Origin of the sequence: Streptomyces roseofulvus, assembly GCF_039534915.1 — a bacterium.
Classification (GTDB): domain Bacteria; phylum Actinomycetota; class Actinomycetes; order Streptomycetales; family Streptomycetaceae; genus Streptomyces; species Streptomyces roseofulvus.
This window is the reverse complement of sequence record NZ_BAAAWE010000001.1, coordinates 8006354-8022185: the sequence shown is the minus strand read 5'-3', so window position 1 is coordinate 8022185 and position 15832 is coordinate 8006354. Positions and strand designations below refer to the sequence as shown.

Sequence of the window (15832 nt, the reverse complement as noted above, 5' to 3'; positions counted from 1 at the left end):
AACCCACCAAGACACGGTCGAGGCTTTTCCGACCACGAGACAAGGCACCTGCCATCACCTCTCGTACCACCGGTGCGGCTGTCGCTCTGTGCACCGCCGCCGCGCTGACGCCACCGGCCGCGGTCTCGGAGGGCTCGCCGCCCTCGCCGACGTACGGGAAGGAGACCGCCTGGTCGTGGGGAGGCGTGACGGAACCACGGTCACCTATCCCCGGGACGAGGGCGGGTACCAGAACAAGCTGGTCGTGCCGTCACCGCGGTGACGGCACGGCGCGGCACCCCGGAGGCGCCTGGGCGCCCGCCGGCAGCTGCCGGTCGTGTGGGGTGCGGCGGGTCCGTGCATCCGGGGGCCGCGGTGACGGCGTAGTAGGGAGTGATGGTCCGCCCCTCCCCGGAGGTCACCATGCACATCCTCATCGGACTGATCGTCGTCGCCGTGCTCCTGGCCGGGTTCGTCCTCGGCTTCCGTATGCAGCGGGAAACCACGGCCCCGCCCCTGCCGCACGAACAGCCCCGTCGCCCCGCGACCGACCGTCTGCCGGGAGAGATCTCTGAGTTCCGGCGCGCCGTGGCCGTTCCCCGTCTCGACCGCACGCAGCGGCTCAGCCCCTACCAGCTGTGGGGGCGCACGGAGCCCGTCGCCGCCGCCGAGGACTGAGGCGGGGCTCCCGTCGCGTCGGGCCGTCGCGCGAGCGGCGGCCCGACGGCTGTCGGGGACCGGCCCCCTGCCGAGGGGTCCTCGAAGATGTCGGGTCACAGGGCTCCGAACCGAACGTCCTGCCGGATGCACGCTGTGGCACGGGGACATCCGCGGACGACCACCTGACCCGTTCGGGGCGAAGCGCATCCGGAACGGGCCGGAGACGGAAGTACGGGACTGATCCGTCCGCCCCACCACGAGGATGCGCCCCATGTCCGATCGGCACGATCCCGCCCCGTACGACGCCCTGCTGCTGCTCTCCTTCGGCGGCCCCGAGGGCCCGGACGACGTGGTCCCGTTCCTGGAGAACGTGACGCGCGGCCGCGGCATCCCCAAGGAGCGGCTCAAGGAGGTGGGGCAGCACTACTTCCTCTTCGGCGGCGTCAGCCCGATCAACGGCCAGAACCGCGCCCTGCTCGACGCGCTGCGGACCGACTTCGCCGAGGCCGGCCTCGGCCTGCCGGTCTACTGGGGCAACCGGAACTGGGCCCCCTACCTCACCGACACCCTCCGCGAGATGGTCCACGACGGACGCCGCCACATCGCCGTCCTCACCACCAGCGCGTACGCCTCCTACTCCGGCTGCCACCAGTACCGCGAGAACCTCGCCGACGCGCTCGCCGCGCTGGAGGCGGAGGGCCTGCCCCTGCCCCGGGTCGACAAACTCCGCCACTACTTCAACCACCCCGGCTTCGTGGAACCCATGGTGGAAGGCGTCCTCGCCTCCCTCGCCGACCTCGACGAGCCCGTCCGGTCCGGCGCCCACCTCGCCTTCACCACCCACTCCATCCCGGACTCCGCCGCCGACACCTCCGGCCCCGTCCCCGACCACGGCCCCGGCGGCGCCTACGTCGCACAGCACCTCGACGTCGCCCGGGTCATCGCCGACGCGGTGCGCGAGCGGACCGGCGCCGACCACCCCTGGAAGCTCGTCTACCAGTCCCGCAGCGGCGCCCCCCACATCCCCTGGCTCGAACCGGACATCTGCGACCACCTGGAGGAGCTGAGCGCGGCCGGCGCCCCCGCCGCCGTCATGGTGCCGATCGGCTTCGTCTCCGACCACATGGAGGTCCTCTACGACCTCGACACCGAGGCCACCGCCAAGGCCGCCGAGCTCGGCCTGCCCGTCCGCCGGTCCGCCACCGTCGGCGCCGACCCGCGGTTCGCCGCCGCCATCCGCGACCTGGTCCTGGAACGGGCCGCCGCCGAGCGCGGCACGCACGCGCAGCGGTGCTTCCTGGGCGCCCTCGGCCCCTCCCACGACCTCTGCCCGATCGGCTGCTGCCCGGCCCGCGCCGAGCGCCCCGCCGCCGCCGGAGCCGACAGCCCCTGGGCGAGCGCCCGCTGACCGACCGTGCCTCCGCCGGGAGCGTTCACCGCTCCCGGCCCGCGGCGCCGGCGAGGGGAGCGACCAGGAGGCGCTCGACGGTCGCCACCGGGTCGGCGCCGGGAGGCAACGCGGGCGGGCTCCCGGTCACGGCGCGGGCGGCGAACCCGCCCTCCAGATGAGGCATCCGTACGTCGAGGACACGGACGCCCCTGGCGCGCTGCTCCCGGCCCACCACCCCCAGCCAGACGGCGAGCGCCGCCTTGGCGGCCGCGTAGTCGGCCATGCCCCGCGGCGGCGCGTCGACCACCGCTCCGGTCACGACCGCGACCGCCCCGCCCGCTTCGAGGAGGGGAAGGGCGCCGCGGACGACGGCCATGGGTGCGAGGGCGTTCACGGTCATCAGGTGCTCGGCGGCGGCCTCCCCGACGTGTTCGGCGCTCCCGAAGCCCGCCACGCCGACGGCCACGACGACACGGTCCAGCCCTCCGAGGGAACGGACGGCCCACGCCGCCAGTCCCTCGCAGCCGTCGAGGTCGTAGGCGTCGAAGACGCGGTGGGGGCACGCGCCCGAGCGCCGCGACCGCTCGGCGAGTCGCCGCGCGTCCCGGCCGGCGAGGGCCACCGCCGCTCCCCGCCGGTGGAGCGACCGCGCCGCGAGGCCCCCGATCTCCCCCGTCGCCCCCACGACGAGCACCCGCGCTCCGGTGATCCCCACGCCGTCGTCGGGGAGTCGGGGCTCCTTTCGCCGAGCGTCGCTCACCGCGGCGGATCTTCCGGAACCGCCGGCGAGGACGTGCCGGGGAGCGCCGGCGGCGTCGCCTGCCCGCCGCGCGTCAGGACGCCGGCGGCCCGGCGCCGTGCGAGCGACTCCGCGGCGGCCTCGCGCGGGTGACGCCGACGCCAGTACGGGTTGTCGTGGGGCAGCTTGCTGGAGACCCGTCCGTACATCCCGAACGTGAGAACCAGCAGCCCCATGACGAAACTGAACATCACGTTGGTCATGCCGAAGTCGAGGAAGTTGGCCGGCCGGTCCAGCACGAAAAGGTGGTAGAACCCGCTGATCAGGAACAGGCTCCCGACCGTCAGGTTCAGGGTCGAGGCGGCGTTCCCTCCCACGGCGGCGCCCGCCAGCAGGACGAGCCCCACGACGACCGAGATCGCGCTCAGGGCGGTGTTGGTGGTCATCCCCGCGATCCGGTCGCCGGAGGTGTCGAAGGGGCTGAGCGCGTCGGCGAAGCCGAGGCACCCGAACACGAGCAGGATGCACCCGCAGAGGGCCGCACCCCAGCGGTACACCGTGGCCAGATGGTGGTCCACGGGCAGTTCGTCCTTGAGTCGCACAGCGTTCCCCTTGCTTCTGGTCCCCCGCTGCTTCCGGTGTCCCCCCGGTTCCCGCCGGGGGGGGGCGGATCGCGGGCGGACCGACGCCTTCTGGGGCACCTTTCGTGGTGCTTCAGCACGTTTTTCTCGACCCGCCCCGGTCCGGATGCGCCGCCGGTGCCCTCTCCCCCGCCTGGCGGACCCGCGCGGAACGGCGCCGTCCGCACCGCCGGCCGCCGCATCCGACGGGTGTCCGCGGGGCGAACAGGTGCGGAGGTGTACGGACGGTGCCGCGGAGCACCGCGCACGGGAACGGATGCGGCATGACGGACACGCACTGGCTCTTCGGCGATCAGCTCGGGCCCGCCTTCCTCAGGGCGGGAGACGGCGGTCCCGCCCGCGACGCACGTGTCGTGATGATCGAATCGCGGGCCGTCTTCCGCCGCCGCCGCTTCCACCGGGCCAAGGCCCACCTGATCCTCTCGGCGATGCGGCACCGCGCCGCCGAGCTCGGTGACCGGGTCACGTACGTGCGGGCGGACACCTACCGGGAAGGGCTCCGGCGCGCCGTCGGCCGCGGGCGGGTGACGGTCCATCACCCGACCTCACGGGCGGCTCTGCGCCTCGTACGTTCCCTCGACAACGTCACCGTGCTGCCGCCGCGCGGGTTCCTGGTCGGCCCGGAGTCCTTCGCCGACTGGGCCGGCGGACAGCGCACGCTCCGCTTGGAGGCCTTCTACCGGCATGTCCGCCGCGACCACGACCTCCTCATGGACGGCGGCGATCCGGCGGGCGGCACCTGGAACCTCGACCACGAGAACCGCAGGCCGCCGCCGCGGGGGGTGTCGTCGCTCGGTGCGCCCGCGCCGTACCGCCCGCGGGAGGACTCCGTCGACGACGAGGTGAGGCGCGACCTGGACCGCTGGGAGAGGGACGGGGACGTCTCCTTCGTCGGCCGCGACGGTCCGCGGGCGTTCCCGGCCGACCGCCGGGAGGCCCTGGCCGCGCTGCGGCGATTCCTGAGCCACCGGCTGGCGGGGTTCGGCGCGCACGAGGACGCCATGCTCGCCGCGGACGGCACCATGAGCCACAGCCTGCTGTCCTCGTCCCTGAACCTCGGGCTGCTCGATCCGGCCGAGTGCGTGGAAGAGGCAGAGGCCGTCTGGCGGGAGGGCGGGGCGCCGCTCCACTCGGTCGAGGGGTTCGTCCGCCAGATCGCCGGCTGGCGCGAATACGTCTGGCACCTCTACTGGTACTTCGGCGAGGAGTACAGGAGGTCGAACGTGCTCGGCCACACCGGCGCCCTGCCCCGCTGGTGGGACGAGCTCGACGCGGACGCCGTGTCGGCCCGATGCGTGGCGACGGCGCTGCGCCAGGTCCGGGACACGGGGTGGACCCACCACATCCCGCGCCTCATGGTCCTCGGCGGTCACGCCCTCCAGCGCGGCTGGGATCCCGCGGCCGTCACGGACTGGTTCCACCGCTGCTTCGTCGACGGGTACGACTGGGTGATGCTGCCCAACGTGGTCGGCATGTCCCAGTACGCCGACGGCGGCAGGATGACGACGAAGCCGTACACCTCCGGCGGTTCGTACATCGACCGCATGAGCGATCTGTGCGGTCCCTGCCGCTACCGTCCGGACAGGCGGGTCGGCGAGGACGCCTGTCCGTTCACCGCCGGGTACTGGGCCTTCCTCCACCGGCACCGGGACCGCCTCGGCCGCAACGCCCGCATGACCCGGGCGGTGCGGGGTCTGGACCGGCTGCGGGACCTGCCCGAACTCCTGGAGCAGGAGCGGGAACGGGAGCGCCTCCGGGGTGACGCGCCGCCGTGACACGAAGGGTTGACCGGCGTCGCGCCGCCGGCCGCGGGAGCACCCCGGCCCGGGTCGGCGTCCTCCCGCGCCGGGCCCCTCACTGCCGAAGAGCCGTCAGGCTCGTGTCCTCCCGCCGGTGCGGGTCCTGTCCTCCGGAGCGACCGGTCGGCGGAAGGGTCCTCCACGTGGCGGCGCGGCGGCTTTCCGGCCCGTAGCGGTGCGGGGCGCCACGGCCGTGTAGTGGCGGGCCAGGGCCCGCGCCATGGCGTTCGAGGAGTAGGTGGAGCGGACGAGACCCTGCGCGCTGCGCGCCATCGCGGCCGCAGCGCCTTCGTCGACCCGGAGGAGCCGGAGCAGCCCCTCGCCGAGCGTCCGGGCACAGGAGGTGTCGATCAGCAGGCCGTTGCGGCCGTCGACCAGGTAGTGCGGGACGCCGCCGCGTACGGGAGCGGCGACGAGGAGTCCGGCCTCCATGGCTTCGAGCACGGCCAGCCCGAACTCCTCCTTGGCGCTCGGGCACACGTACCGGGCGTGGAACCCGTTCGCGGGGTCGGCGAGTCGACGCTCCAGGGTGCGTACCTCGGCGTTGGCGAGAGCCGGCAGGAGCAGCAGGCGTTCCGCCGCCTCGGGGAAGGCGGCGACGGCCTGTTCGACGCGTGCGCGCATCGCGTTTTCGACAGGATCGGCGTCCGAGGGACTGCCGCCCACGCAGACGAGGACCGATTCCCGGAAGGCCCCCGACTCGGCCCAGGCGCGGACCAGGACGTCCTGCTGTTTGACGGGGTGCAGGCGCCCGACGGTGAGCAGCACCGTGGGCGTGCGCGACCGGCCCGGTCCGGCCGCGGCGCCGAGGCCGGCGCCGACGGCCGCGAGCAGGGAGTCGATCCGCCGACCGGCGTCCGCCGGAAGGCGGTACGGCGGGATTCCCTCCGGCGGGGCGTCGGGGGCTCCTCCGGCCCTGCCGGCCAGCTGCGGGAAGTGGTGGAGCAGCTCGTCCGCTCCTCTTCCGGGGCCCGCGATGCCCACGACGCGGTCGGCACGGTCGACCAGCCGGTCCGCGACGAACACCCGGTGCAGGTCGTGCCGGAGGGCGTTCGCGTCGCTGCCGGGCGCGGCATGCCGCTCCGTCATCTGGCGGTGCGGGTCGGGCGCGGCGGTGAAGACCACGGCAGCGCCCGACCGGCGGGCCGCTTCGGCGAGGGCGAGCGAGCCGTCGTCGGCGTAGCGGACGTGGAGCACGTCGACGGGCCTGCCGAGTGAGCCGAGGAGTCGGGTCGCCCACCAGGCCAGCGCCTCGCGGTGTCGCCCCAGTTCCTCGGGCCGGACCTGCCGCGGGCTGTCGACGGGGAGCCTGAGCACCCAGTGCCGCGGGCCCCGCCGGCGCAGGAGGACCGGGTCGGCCTCCAGTTCGGGAACGCAGGCCGTGACCAGGGTGAGGACGCCCGCGACGCCGTCGGTCCGTGCGAGCGCGTCGCCGAGGGCTCCCAGCAGGACGCCGAGGCCGCCGCTGAGCCCCTCACCGGGCCGGTCCAGGTGCCCCAGGAGCATGGACTGGGCGATGAGCGTCCCGGGCCGGAGCTCCGCGCTCTCCGGGGCGGCGGGGGGAGCCGGGGCCCGCAGGGCCTCGCGGAGCAGGCGCTCATAGGCGTCCGCGGGGCGGGTTCCGGGCGTGACGGCGGCGCGGGGCGGCAGGAGAGAGCCGTCGTGCGCGGCGAGAAGACGCCAGGCCGCGTGGCGTACCGTCCGTTCGGGCGCGCGGGCCAGCCGGAGCAGCTCGGGCCGCGCGAGCGGGACGAGGGACTCCGCCGCGGCGAGATCGAGCAGGGTCGCGACGAGATGGGGGCGGCGGGCGCCCTGGAGGCCGCGCCGCACGGCGGCCGCGGCGCGCTCCGTCCCGTGGCGCCGGACGGCCTCCGGCCACGCGTCGAAGACGGCCGCGCGGGTGTGGTCGCCGTCGGCGAGGAGCCGTACGCACGTCTCGGGAGGCGGTGTCCGGCCCGCCCGTACGCGGCGGCGCAGCCCGGCCAGGGCGAGGTCCCCGGAGGTCGCGGCGGCGGGCCGGTCTGCCGGTGCGCCGTCGGGTCGGTACTCGGCCCGGACGAGTTCGGCGAAGAGGTTCGGCGCGGCGGAACGGCGCCCAGGGGAGGGACGGTGCGCGCGCCTCCAGTAGGCGGCCCTGGCCGCCGCGAACGGATCGGGCCTTCCGGAAGGGCGGCCCCAGGGGGCGGGGTCGACGGACACGGCGGAATCGGGGCGTTGCATCGGAACTCCTCGACGACAGGCGGCGAGGAGTTGTTCGCCGGGGGCCGGGGGCGTGGATGCACGGGCCTTCGACGGCCGGGGGGGGCAGGCATCGGGCAGCGGCCTCGCGGGCGGCAGGCGGTCCCGTCGGCCTCCTCGCGCGCGGCAGGCGGTCCCCGCGACCGCCCCGCCCGCGGCGGACGGACCCCGCACCTCGCGCGCCCGGCGGACGGTCCCCCGGCCACCTCGCGCCCGTGCAAGCGGTCCCGGTGCCGTGCACGCGCGCATCCGTCGGACGGCGGGCGGGGGAAACCCCGGGCATGAAGCGCTCGCGTCCCGGTGTCACCGGAACCCGCCGGCCACGCGTCGTGGTGGTCGCTCCTCCCTTCCTCTCCCACGCCCAGCCGCTGTCCGTGCTGGCGGGGGCGCTCGCCCGGGCGGGCTGCGAGGTGCACCTGGCGACGGCGCCGTCCTTCGCCCCGCTCGCGGAGGCAGCGGGGGTGCGGTTCGTGCCGCTGACCGTCACGCGGAACGCGAACACCGGTGTCGCCCGGAGCACCCGCCAGGGGGCCCGGGAGGCGGAGCGGCTGGAGGAGTTCCTCGCCTCCACCCGGAGCGGAGCCGTCGCGGCGCTGCTCACCCAGGCGCTGCACCGTGGCGAGGACCTGCTCGGGGACCCGTCGGCCGTTCTGTCGCGGCTGCGGGAGCTGCACGCCCGTCTGTCGCCCGACTGGTACGTGGTCGACCAGCTGAGCTACCCGGTGACGCTGGCGCTGCACTGTCTCGGCCTTCCGTACGCCACGTACTGCCCCGGACACCCGACCTATGTGCCGCACGCGCCCGAGGCCTTGTTCGGCGTACCCCACGCGTGGCCCCGTGCGGTCCGTCCCGGCGAGCAGGATCTGGCCGCGCTGCGGCGCGCGGCGGAGGCGGCCGAGGAGGCGTTCACCGCGCGGTTCGGCGAGGTCGCGCGTGCTCACGCGCCGGCCGCTCCGGCGCCCGGGCGCGCCTTCGCGCTGGCGTCGCCGCACGCGGTGGTGTTCGGCTACCCGCCTTTCCCGTGGCTGCCGGAACGTCCTCGGGGGACAGCGGAGTTCTTCTACGGAGGGCACTGCTCGCCGCCCGCGGAGCCGAGCCCCGGTGGGGCGTGGGAGGAAGTGGTGCGCCGGCTCCGGACGGTCCGCCGCCGGTTGGTGCTCGTCGCCCTGGGCACCTTCCTCTCGGCCCGCGACGACGTGCTGGCCGTCGTCGTGCGCGGGATCCGCTCCCACGTCCCCGACGCCGCGGTGGTGGTCGCCGCGGGCGACCGGGCGGGCGCCCTGTCTCCGCTGGCGGGGCCGGACGTGCACATCGCGGACGTCGTGCCGCAGCGCTGGCTGCTGGCGCAGGCCGACGCGATGGTCCACCACGGCGGGAACAACTCCTTCACGGAGTGCGTCGTCTCCGGGACGCCGGCTCTGGTCCTGCCGTTCTCCAGCGACCAGTTCTGCATCGCTCACGACGCGGAGAGGGCGGGCCTCGCGCTCTGCCTCGACCCGTCCCGGCTGACTCCGCGCGCGGCCGGAGAGGCGCTGCGGGAGCTGCTGGCGGAGGCGCCGCCCGGTCTGCCCGTATGGACGCCCGAGGTGCGGCGCCGGGGCCCGGACTGGATGGCGCGGCGGTTGGCCCGGACCATGGCCTCGGTGGGCCCGGTTCGGGTGTGACCGGCTCCGCGTCCGCCGGGACGCGTCCCGGCGGACGGATCAGAGGCCGAGGACCCGGAAGAGGAAGAGGAGCCCGACGAGGAGGGCGCCGACGAGGATGACGGAGACCCAGATCATCGGGTGCTCCCAGATGCCGCCGTCAGCGCGTTCGGGGTGCGCCGAGGAGGTGGAGCCCTCGGCGGGCGGGGTTTCCTCAGGAGGTACGAACGGCACGCTCATGATCGCTCCCTGGAGGTGCGGCGGCGGGACGCCGCCGGGTTCTCCACCGTCCCCCGCCGTCGCCTCGACCGCCAGACGCGTCGATGGTGCATCGATACCGGGCGCTTCATCGTGCCCGCACGGCACCGTTCGTCATCGTGCCCGTACCGCCCGTCCACCGGTTGCCTGCGCTTCGCCCGGATCGCGCGGCCATGCCCGCGCTGCCCCGTGCGGACGTCCGCGGCCGCTCCCCGCTCGCCGCGCGGGTCGCGTACCGCCTTGCCCGTCCACTGCCCCTGCCCCGGCGGGCCGTCTCCACCGCCGGGGCCCCGGCCGGTCGGTGAGGGGTGGCCGCTCCGCACGCCGTCGGCGCATCCGATCGGGCCCGGCGGTCGGAATCCCTGACGACCGGGGCCGTCACGTGCCCCGGCGGGGACGGGAGGAGGGCCGTTGCGGTGGTGAGCGTGGAGCGGGTGATGGTGGTGCGGCGTCCTTTGGCCGAGGTCGTGGCCTATCTGGAGGACTTCGCCCGGACCGAGGAATGGGACCCCGGCACCCTCAGCTGCGTACGGCTCGACGACGGGCCGGTGCGGCCGGGCGCGCGGTGGCGGAACACGTCGCGTTTTCGGGGCCGTACGACCGAGCTGCGGTACGAGCTTGTCGTACGGGAGCCCGCGCGGCTCGTTTTCGTCGGGGAGAACCGGACGGTGACCGCGCGGGACGACCTCCGGTTCGCCGAAGAGGGGACGTCGACGCGGCTGACCTACTCGGCGTCGCTGGCCTTCAAGGGCTTCGCCCGGCTGGCCGCGCCCTTCTTGCGCGGGGAATTCGAGGGACTGGCCGACGGCGTGGTCGCCCGCCTGCCGGCGGCCGCCGCCGCGTGGCGTCCGTGACCGCGCCGCCGGGCTCCCCTCGCTTCCGCTTCGTGGGGTGGTGACCATGCACGACACCGTCCGCGGCATCACCACGGGCGCTGTCGCCCGCCGTCTGGGCGTCTCCCCCACCACCGTGCGGTCCTGGGAACGGCGGTACGGAATCGGCCCCGCCGTGCGCGGGGACGGACAGCACCGGCGCTGGAGCCCCGCGGACGTCGCGATGCTGGAGGAGATGTGCCGTCTGACGGCCTCGGGCGTCCCGCCCGCCGAGGCGGCGCGGGCCGCCCGTGAGGTGCGGGCATCGATGGAGGGCGGCGGGGCGGGCGCACCCGTCGTGCCCGCCGTACCCGTTGTGCCCGCCGTACCTCTCGCGGAGGCGGCGGAGCCGGAGACGCCGCGGCGCCCGGCGGGCGGGGGCGGCCTGCCGCTGGGCCACGTGCGCCGGGAGTGCCGTGGCCTCGCCCGTGCCGCCGTACGCCTCGACGGGCCGGCCATGGAGACGCTGCTGCGGGCGGCGCTCGCGGAGCACGGGCTCGTGACCGCCTGGGAGGAGATCATGGCCCCGACCCTGCACGCCGTGGGCCGCAAGTGGGAATCGTCCGGCGACCGCTACGTCGAGGTCGAGCACCTGCTCTCCTGGCACATCTCCACCGCACTGCGGCAGGCCGCCGTCACCGGGACAGCGCCGGCGTCCCCGACCCCGCCGGTTCTGCTGGCGTGCGTCCCCTCGGAGCAGCACACACTGCCGCTGGAGGCGCTCGCCGCCGGGCTGGCCGAACGGTCCCTGCCGACCCGGATGTTCGGTGCGGCGGTTCCCGCCGAGGCTCTGGACGCGGCGGTACGGCGCTCCGGCCCGGCCGCCGTCGTCCTGTGGTCCCAGGCCCGCTCCACCGCGAACCACGCGCTGGCCCGGCACGTCGCCGGGACGGCGTTCGGGGTGCAGGGCGCACGCACCGCTGCCCTGGTCCTCCTCGCGGGCCCCGGCTGGCTCGGCCGGACGCCCGACCCGGGGATGGTGCGCCCCGCCGGCCTGCGCGAGGCGCTCGGCGTCGTCTCCCGGCTGTACGGGGAACGGGCCGGGGAGGCGGAGGCGCCGGAGGGCGGCGGAGACTGAGCACCACTGCGTCCCCCGGGCGCGCGTCGTGCGGTGCCGTGGGCCGCCCGCCCGTGCCGCGCCCGGCCGGCGGGCTTCTGGAGTCCCTCGGCCGTCCCGAGCGGCGGGGTCGGCGCTCGCCGCCGCCGGGCCGTGGCCGCCGGCCCCTCGCCCTCAGCGGCCGGCGCCCGCGAGTTCGAGGCTGTGGCGCATGCGCAGGAGGCCGCGGCGGGCGTGGCTCTTGACCGTGCCCAGCGGCATACCGGTGCGGTCGGCGATCTGCGTCTGGGTCAGATCGGCGAAGTACGCGAGTTCCAGGATGTCGCGCTGCACGCGGGGGAGCCGGGACAGCTCCTCGGTGACGACCAACCGGTCGAGGATCCGCTCGGGCCCGTCGTCGGCCCGGTTCTCGTGCTCCAGGGAGCCGCCCAGGGCCGCCGCGAGCTCGGTGCGGCGGGTGCGGGCCGCGAGGGCGTCGGCGATCTTGCGCCGGGTGATTCCGGTGAGCCACGCGGGCAGCGTGCCGCGATCGGGGCGGAAGTTCGCCCGGCCGCGCCAGGCGGCGACGAAGACCTGCTGGGTGACGTCCTCCGCCTCCCGGGCGTCGCCGAGGGCGCGGGCCGCCAGAGTGTGGACCAGGCGGCCCCAGCGCTGGTAGGCCATGGCCAGGCAGTGCTCGTCGCCGCCGACCAGACCGCGGGCGATCCCCTCGTCGGTGACCGTGGCGGCGTCGGGGGCGAGAACGGCGACGGGTGTCGCGTCGGCCGCGGCGGGGGCGGGGGCTCCGGTCGTCGGGTGCGGGGTCATGGCGCTTCCTCCTCCGGATGGTGGCGCAGGTGCCCACTGGGTGTGCGTGTCGCGTGGGCGCCGGCGCCGGGGCCTCAGCGGCCCCGTGCTCCCTCACGGTCCGCCCGGCGCGCCCGCTGCGACAACTTGCATCGTTTCCGCATCGAAGTGACCTGAAGGTGGAAGCGCGGCGTCGCCACCCACGCGCCGGCTCGTCGTCCGGTGCACCGGTACCTGCGCGACGGGCTCGCGGTCGGGGCGCGGGCCGTGCCGCCGCCGAGCGGACGACGACGTCCGCATCCGCCGGGCGTCCCACGGCAGAAGAACCCGGTGGACGGAGCCCAGCCATGCGCCGCCCGGGCGACGGACACCCGAGCGCAACCCGCTGACGACGCACCCACGAGAACGAGGACGGCATGGAGAGGACGAAGGACGGATCGCGGTACGACGCGGTGGTCGTCGGAGCGGGGGCCGCGGGCCTCGCCTGCGCGGGCGACCTGTGCGGAGTGGGACTGCGGGTGCTGCTCCTGGAGGCGGGCGACACGGTCGGCGGCAGGATGCGCACCGACCAGGTGGCCGGCTTCACCGCGGATCGCGGCTTCCAGGTGTTCAACACGTCGTATCCGCAGGTGAAGCGGCGCGTGGACCTGAAGGCGCTGCGGCTGCGGCCGTTCACGCCGGGGGTGGTCGTGCACACCGACCGGGGACCGCGCCGGTTCACTGACCCGACGCGGCGGCCGCGGGACAGCCGGGATCTGCTGCCGGGGCGGCTCGCGTCGGCACGTGATCTGGCGGCGCTCGCCGCGCTGTCGGCACGGGACGCGCTGGCGCCGGCGTCCGTACTGCGGCATGGCGCCGACGGCACGACGCTCGACGCCCTGGCGGCGGCGGGCGTGTCACCGCGGCTGGTGGAGACGTTCTTCCGGCCGTTCCTCTCCGGTGTGTTCCTGGAGGACAGCCTGGAGACCTCGGCGCGCTTCTTCCACCTCGTGTGGCGGAGCATGCTGCGCGGCACGTTGTGCCTGCCGGCGGACGGGATCGGCGCGGTGCCCGCGCAGCTCGCCGCCCGGCTGCCGCGGAACGTGCTGCGGACCGGGAGCGCCGTCTCGGCGCTGACGCCCGGTGGCGTCGCCCTCACGGACGGGCGAGAGGTGCGCTCCCGGACCGTCGTCGTCGCCACCGGGCAGCGGATCGCCGGTGAGCTGCTGCCGGGGCTGCGCGTGCCCGACGGACGGACCGTCACCACCCTGTACCACGCCGCCGTCCGTGCTCCGCTGGACGAGCCGGTGCTGGTCGTCGACGCTCGGCGCAGGTTCCTCAACACCTGTGTCCTCACCGCCGTACAGCCCCGGTACTCCGCCGACGGCCGGGCGCTGGTGTCGACGTCCGTGCTCGGCCGCCCCGGCCCGGTGGAGACGGAAGCCGTGGTCAGAGCCCTGGGTGAGGTGTACGGCACGGAGACGGGTGACTGGGAGCCCGTCCATCGGGTCACCGTCACCGACGCCCTGCCGGCCCTGCCGGGCCCTGCGCCGCTGGTCCGGGACGTACGGTGGGCCCCCGGCCGGTACGTGTGCGGGGACCACCGGGCGACGGGGTCCCTCCAGGGCGCGCTGGCGTCGGGTGCGCGGGCAGCCCGCGCGGTCCTGGACGATCTGCGGGCGGGCGCGGTCTGAGGACCGGCCTCCCGTACGTCGGACGGCCCCGCGCCCTTCACGGGGGTGCGGGGCAGACCGGAGTCCAGGCCGCGCGCCCGTACCACCGGGGCATGAGCACGGTGCCGACGAGCGATCCGCGCTCGCGCAGAGGCGTGACGTATCGGGTCGCCGTCACTCCGGCAGGCATCCGCCCAGGCCGTCGCCGCGCCGGCGGTGTTCGGCCCCTGCGGCGGCGCCTGCTCCACGCCGCAGCGAAAAGAAACGATGTCTTGAAGAGCGGTGATGCTGCGTGCCGCAAGCCCGTACTACGAAGGGTGCCGTGATCAGGATTTCGGAAGCGGGAGGTTCGCAGCTGTGCACTCCATCGCTCTGTCGAACCACCCGGCCGGGGCTCCGCGATGGGGTCGAACGCACCGAGAACCACGTGGCCTGAGGAGAATGTCACGATGACCGTCACCGACACCTACGGCACGCACGCCCACACGGCCCAACACTTGGCCGACCTCCTCGCCGAGCTACTGCCAGTGACCTTCGCCGAGCGCGACAGCGACTACTTCGGCGTCTATTTCCTCGCCACACTCGCCGACACGACCCGCATCAGGGTCCAGTCCAACACCGTTCCCGGAGACGACGGCGAAGACGACCTTCTTGAGGACGACCATCCCGACGTGTCCGTCCTCCTCATCGTCACTGCACCGGCCGAGGCTCAGCTCCTGAGGACGGAGCTTGCAGCCGTCGACGGACTCACACGACTCCGATCCTCCCGAGGTTGATAGGCCACCGATCCATAGGTATTGACGAATGCTCACATCGAAGCGAGCGGCCGTGCTCGGTGCTGGTCCGGCTCGTGAGGGTCGGGCTATGCGTCCCAGTCGTCTTCTGGTTCGGATTCCCGTACGAACCAGAGGTCGAGCGTGTACTGCTCAGTCGTGGGGCACTGTCTCCAGGCTGCTCCGAGTTGTCCTGCGTCCCCTTGCTGCTCGGCAGCGTGCTTGATGCGGGTGTTGTAGGAGGCGGCCGCTTCTCGCCCCTTCCATGCCGCGTGTCCGTCGTAGACGCCGGGTCTGGGCAGGTCCATCTCGCCCGCCGGCCCGAAGGTGAGCTGCATGATGACGAGTTGGCCGGTCTCCGATTCCAGAGAGACGGGAACAGTGCCTTCGGCGTCTTCCGGGGGCTGCTGGGGAGTGTCCCAGACCTGGGTCCTCGACCGTTCCCACGCCTCGTCGCTGCCGAGGTAGGCGTCCGAGTCGTGGACCTCCACGAGCCTGCGGTCCGGTCGGACGTTCGTGCTGAATGTGGTGATCAGAGGCACGGGGGCGAGGGCTCCGGCAGGGATCGGGGAATGGTGTAGGGGGAGGACGTGTCTCGGCCGTCCTGGTGTTGCAGCCCAGAGCCGTCGTCGGCGTGTTGCAGAGGGCGAGCCTACGCGTTCCGGCGGAGCCGTTCCTCGGCTTCGGCGGGGGTGTCGCAGTAGCCGGGGCGGGCCACGAGGACCGTGGTGAAGTAGTAGCCCTGTTCGTCGTCCGGGTCGTCATCGGCTTCGAACGCGCGCCAGAAGCTCAGCAGCAGGTCGGGGGCGACGAAGGAAGCGGGGTCGTCCTGGTGGGCCTCGATCGTGGTGTGTTCGCGTACGCGGGCGACCACCTCGCGGGCCGTCAGGGCGAAGACGTCCACGTCGTGGAAGAACACCCGGTCCGTCGTGTCCATCGGGCGTGCGAGCTCGACCGCCTGGAGGACGCCCCGCATGCAGTGGATGCTGACCATCAGTCCACTCGGACGGAAGATGTGCTGTCCTGGCCGGTCCGATTCCGAGACCGCGGAGAGGTCTCGGAGCGAGTCCAGCGCGGCGTTGGCGTCCTGCCTGGTCATACCGATGTGGAGCGGACCGACGCCGGTCGGTGGGGCGAGGTGGAGATCCATGCGGGCATGATGGCAAAGGGCACTGACAGCGTCGCGTGGGCTTCGCGAACTGGGGGGCTGCACCGTCACAGGCCGGTGAGCTCTTCCGGACCGGGCTGGACTGGGCTGAGATCCCCGGGCGGCGTGAGGGCGCAGCCGGCTTCAGCGGGTTCTTCGGCGCGTCCTCGGGTGCTGGTGAGAGGGTGCCTCCGGGCT

15 protein-coding genes are annotated in these 15832 nt (G+C 74.6%); 8 read left to right on the top strand and 7 right to left on the bottom strand.

Going from position 1 to position 15832, the window contains the following annotated elements; translation table 11 throughout:
- Positions 1-375 precede the first annotated feature (375 nt).
- Positions 376-657 carry a DUF6479 family protein gene (locus ABFY03_RS37045; RefSeq protein ID WP_319008016.1) on the top strand — a complete coding sequence of 94 codons (282 nt, stop codon included), beginning with the start codon at positions 376-378 and terminating at the stop codon, positions 655-657.
- A gap of 253 nt (positions 658-910) precedes the next feature.
- Positions 911-2047, top strand: a complete 1137-nt coding sequence (locus ABFY03_RS37040; RefSeq protein ID WP_346172115.1) for a ferrochelatase — start codon at positions 911-913, stop codon at positions 2045-2047.
- 25 nt (positions 2048-2072) lie between these two features.
- Here ABFY03_RS37040 and ABFY03_RS37035 read toward each other — a convergent pair whose 3' ends face one another.
- The gene (locus ABFY03_RS37035; protein ID WP_319012900.1) at positions 2073-2789 is read right to left on the bottom strand and encodes an SDR family NAD(P)-dependent oxidoreductase; all 717 of its coding nucleotides are present in this window, start codon (positions 2787-2789) and stop codon (positions 2073-2075) included.
- Positions 2786-3370 carry a DUF4383 domain-containing protein gene (locus ABFY03_RS37030; protein WP_319012899.1) on the bottom strand — a complete coding sequence of 195 codons (585 nt, stop codon included), beginning with the start codon at positions 3368-3370 and terminating at the stop codon, positions 2786-2788. The genes ABFY03_RS37035 and ABFY03_RS37030 overlap by 4 nt, the downstream gene beginning before the upstream one ends.
- A gap of 302 nt (positions 3371-3672) precedes the next feature.
- On the opposite strand from ABFY03_RS37030, the gene ABFY03_RS37025 reads away from it, so the two are divergent.
- On the top strand, positions 3673-5184 hold the full coding sequence (locus ABFY03_RS37025; protein WP_346172114.1) for a cryptochrome/photolyase family protein: 1512 nt from the start codon (positions 3673-3675) through the stop codon (positions 5182-5184).
- A gap of 96 nt (positions 5185-5280) precedes the next feature.
- On the opposite strand, the gene ABFY03_RS37020 is transcribed toward ABFY03_RS37025, so the two are convergent.
- Positions 5281-7428 carry a glycosyltransferase gene (locus ABFY03_RS37020; RefSeq protein WP_346172113.1) on the bottom strand — a complete coding sequence of 716 codons (2148 nt, stop codon included), beginning with the start codon at positions 7426-7428 and terminating at the stop codon, positions 5281-5283.
- Positions 7429-7727: 299 nt separating this feature from the next.
- Between ABFY03_RS37020 and ABFY03_RS37015 the strand changes: the two genes are divergently transcribed.
- Entirely contained in the window at positions 7728-9110 is a 1383-nt protein-coding gene (locus ABFY03_RS37015; RefSeq protein ID WP_346172112.1) for a glycosyltransferase, read from the top strand.
- Between the two features lie 39 nt (positions 9111-9149).
- Here the strand turns inward: ABFY03_RS37015 and ABFY03_RS37010 are convergent, their stop codons facing one another.
- Positions 9150-9329: a DUF6480 family protein gene (locus ABFY03_RS37010; protein ID WP_319012895.1), complete on the bottom strand. Its 180-nt coding sequence runs from the start codon at positions 9327-9329 to the stop codon at positions 9150-9152.
- Positions 9330-9766: 437 nt separating this feature from the next.
- On the opposite strand from ABFY03_RS37010, the gene ABFY03_RS37005 reads away from it, so the two are divergent.
- On the top strand, positions 9767-10201 hold the full coding sequence (locus ABFY03_RS37005) for an SRPBCC family protein (RefSeq protein ID WP_346172111.1): 435 nt from the start codon (positions 9767-9769) through the stop codon (positions 10199-10201).
- A 46-nt stretch (positions 10202-10247) separates the two neighbouring features.
- Positions 10248-11297, top strand: coding sequence for a MerR family transcriptional regulator (locus ABFY03_RS37000; RefSeq protein WP_346172110.1), 1050 nt, complete (start codon positions 10248-10250; stop codon positions 11295-11297).
- Between the two features lie 153 nt (positions 11298-11450).
- Here the strand turns inward: ABFY03_RS37000 and ABFY03_RS36995 are convergent, their stop codons facing one another.
- The gene (locus tag ABFY03_RS36995; RefSeq protein WP_346172109.1) at positions 11451-12083 is read right to left on the bottom strand and encodes a sigma-70 family RNA polymerase sigma factor; all 633 of its coding nucleotides are present in this window, start codon (positions 12081-12083) and stop codon (positions 11451-11453) included.
- A 395-nt stretch (positions 12084-12478) separates the two neighbouring features.
- Here ABFY03_RS36995 and ABFY03_RS36990 point away from each other — a divergent pair, with 395 nt between their 5' ends.
- Positions 12479-13735, top strand: a complete 1257-nt coding sequence (locus ABFY03_RS36990) for an NAD(P)/FAD-dependent oxidoreductase (protein WP_346172108.1) — start codon at positions 12479-12481, stop codon at positions 13733-13735.
- Between the two features lie 428 nt (positions 13736-14163).
- Entirely contained in the window at positions 14164-14490 is a 327-nt protein-coding gene (locus tag ABFY03_RS36985; RefSeq protein ID WP_346172107.1) for a hypothetical protein, read from the top strand.
- Between the two features lie 86 nt (positions 14491-14576).
- On the opposite strand, the gene ABFY03_RS36980 is transcribed toward ABFY03_RS36985, so the two are convergent.
- Complete coding sequence (locus tag ABFY03_RS36980) at positions 14577-15029, bottom strand: hypothetical protein (protein WP_346172106.1); 453 nt, start codon at positions 15027-15029, stop codon at positions 14577-14579.
- Between the two features lie 110 nt (positions 15030-15139).
- Positions 15140-15637, bottom strand: coding sequence for a hypothetical protein (locus tag ABFY03_RS36975; protein WP_346172105.1), 498 nt, complete (start codon positions 15635-15637; stop codon positions 15140-15142).
- Between the last annotated feature and the right edge of the window lie 195 nt (positions 15638-15832).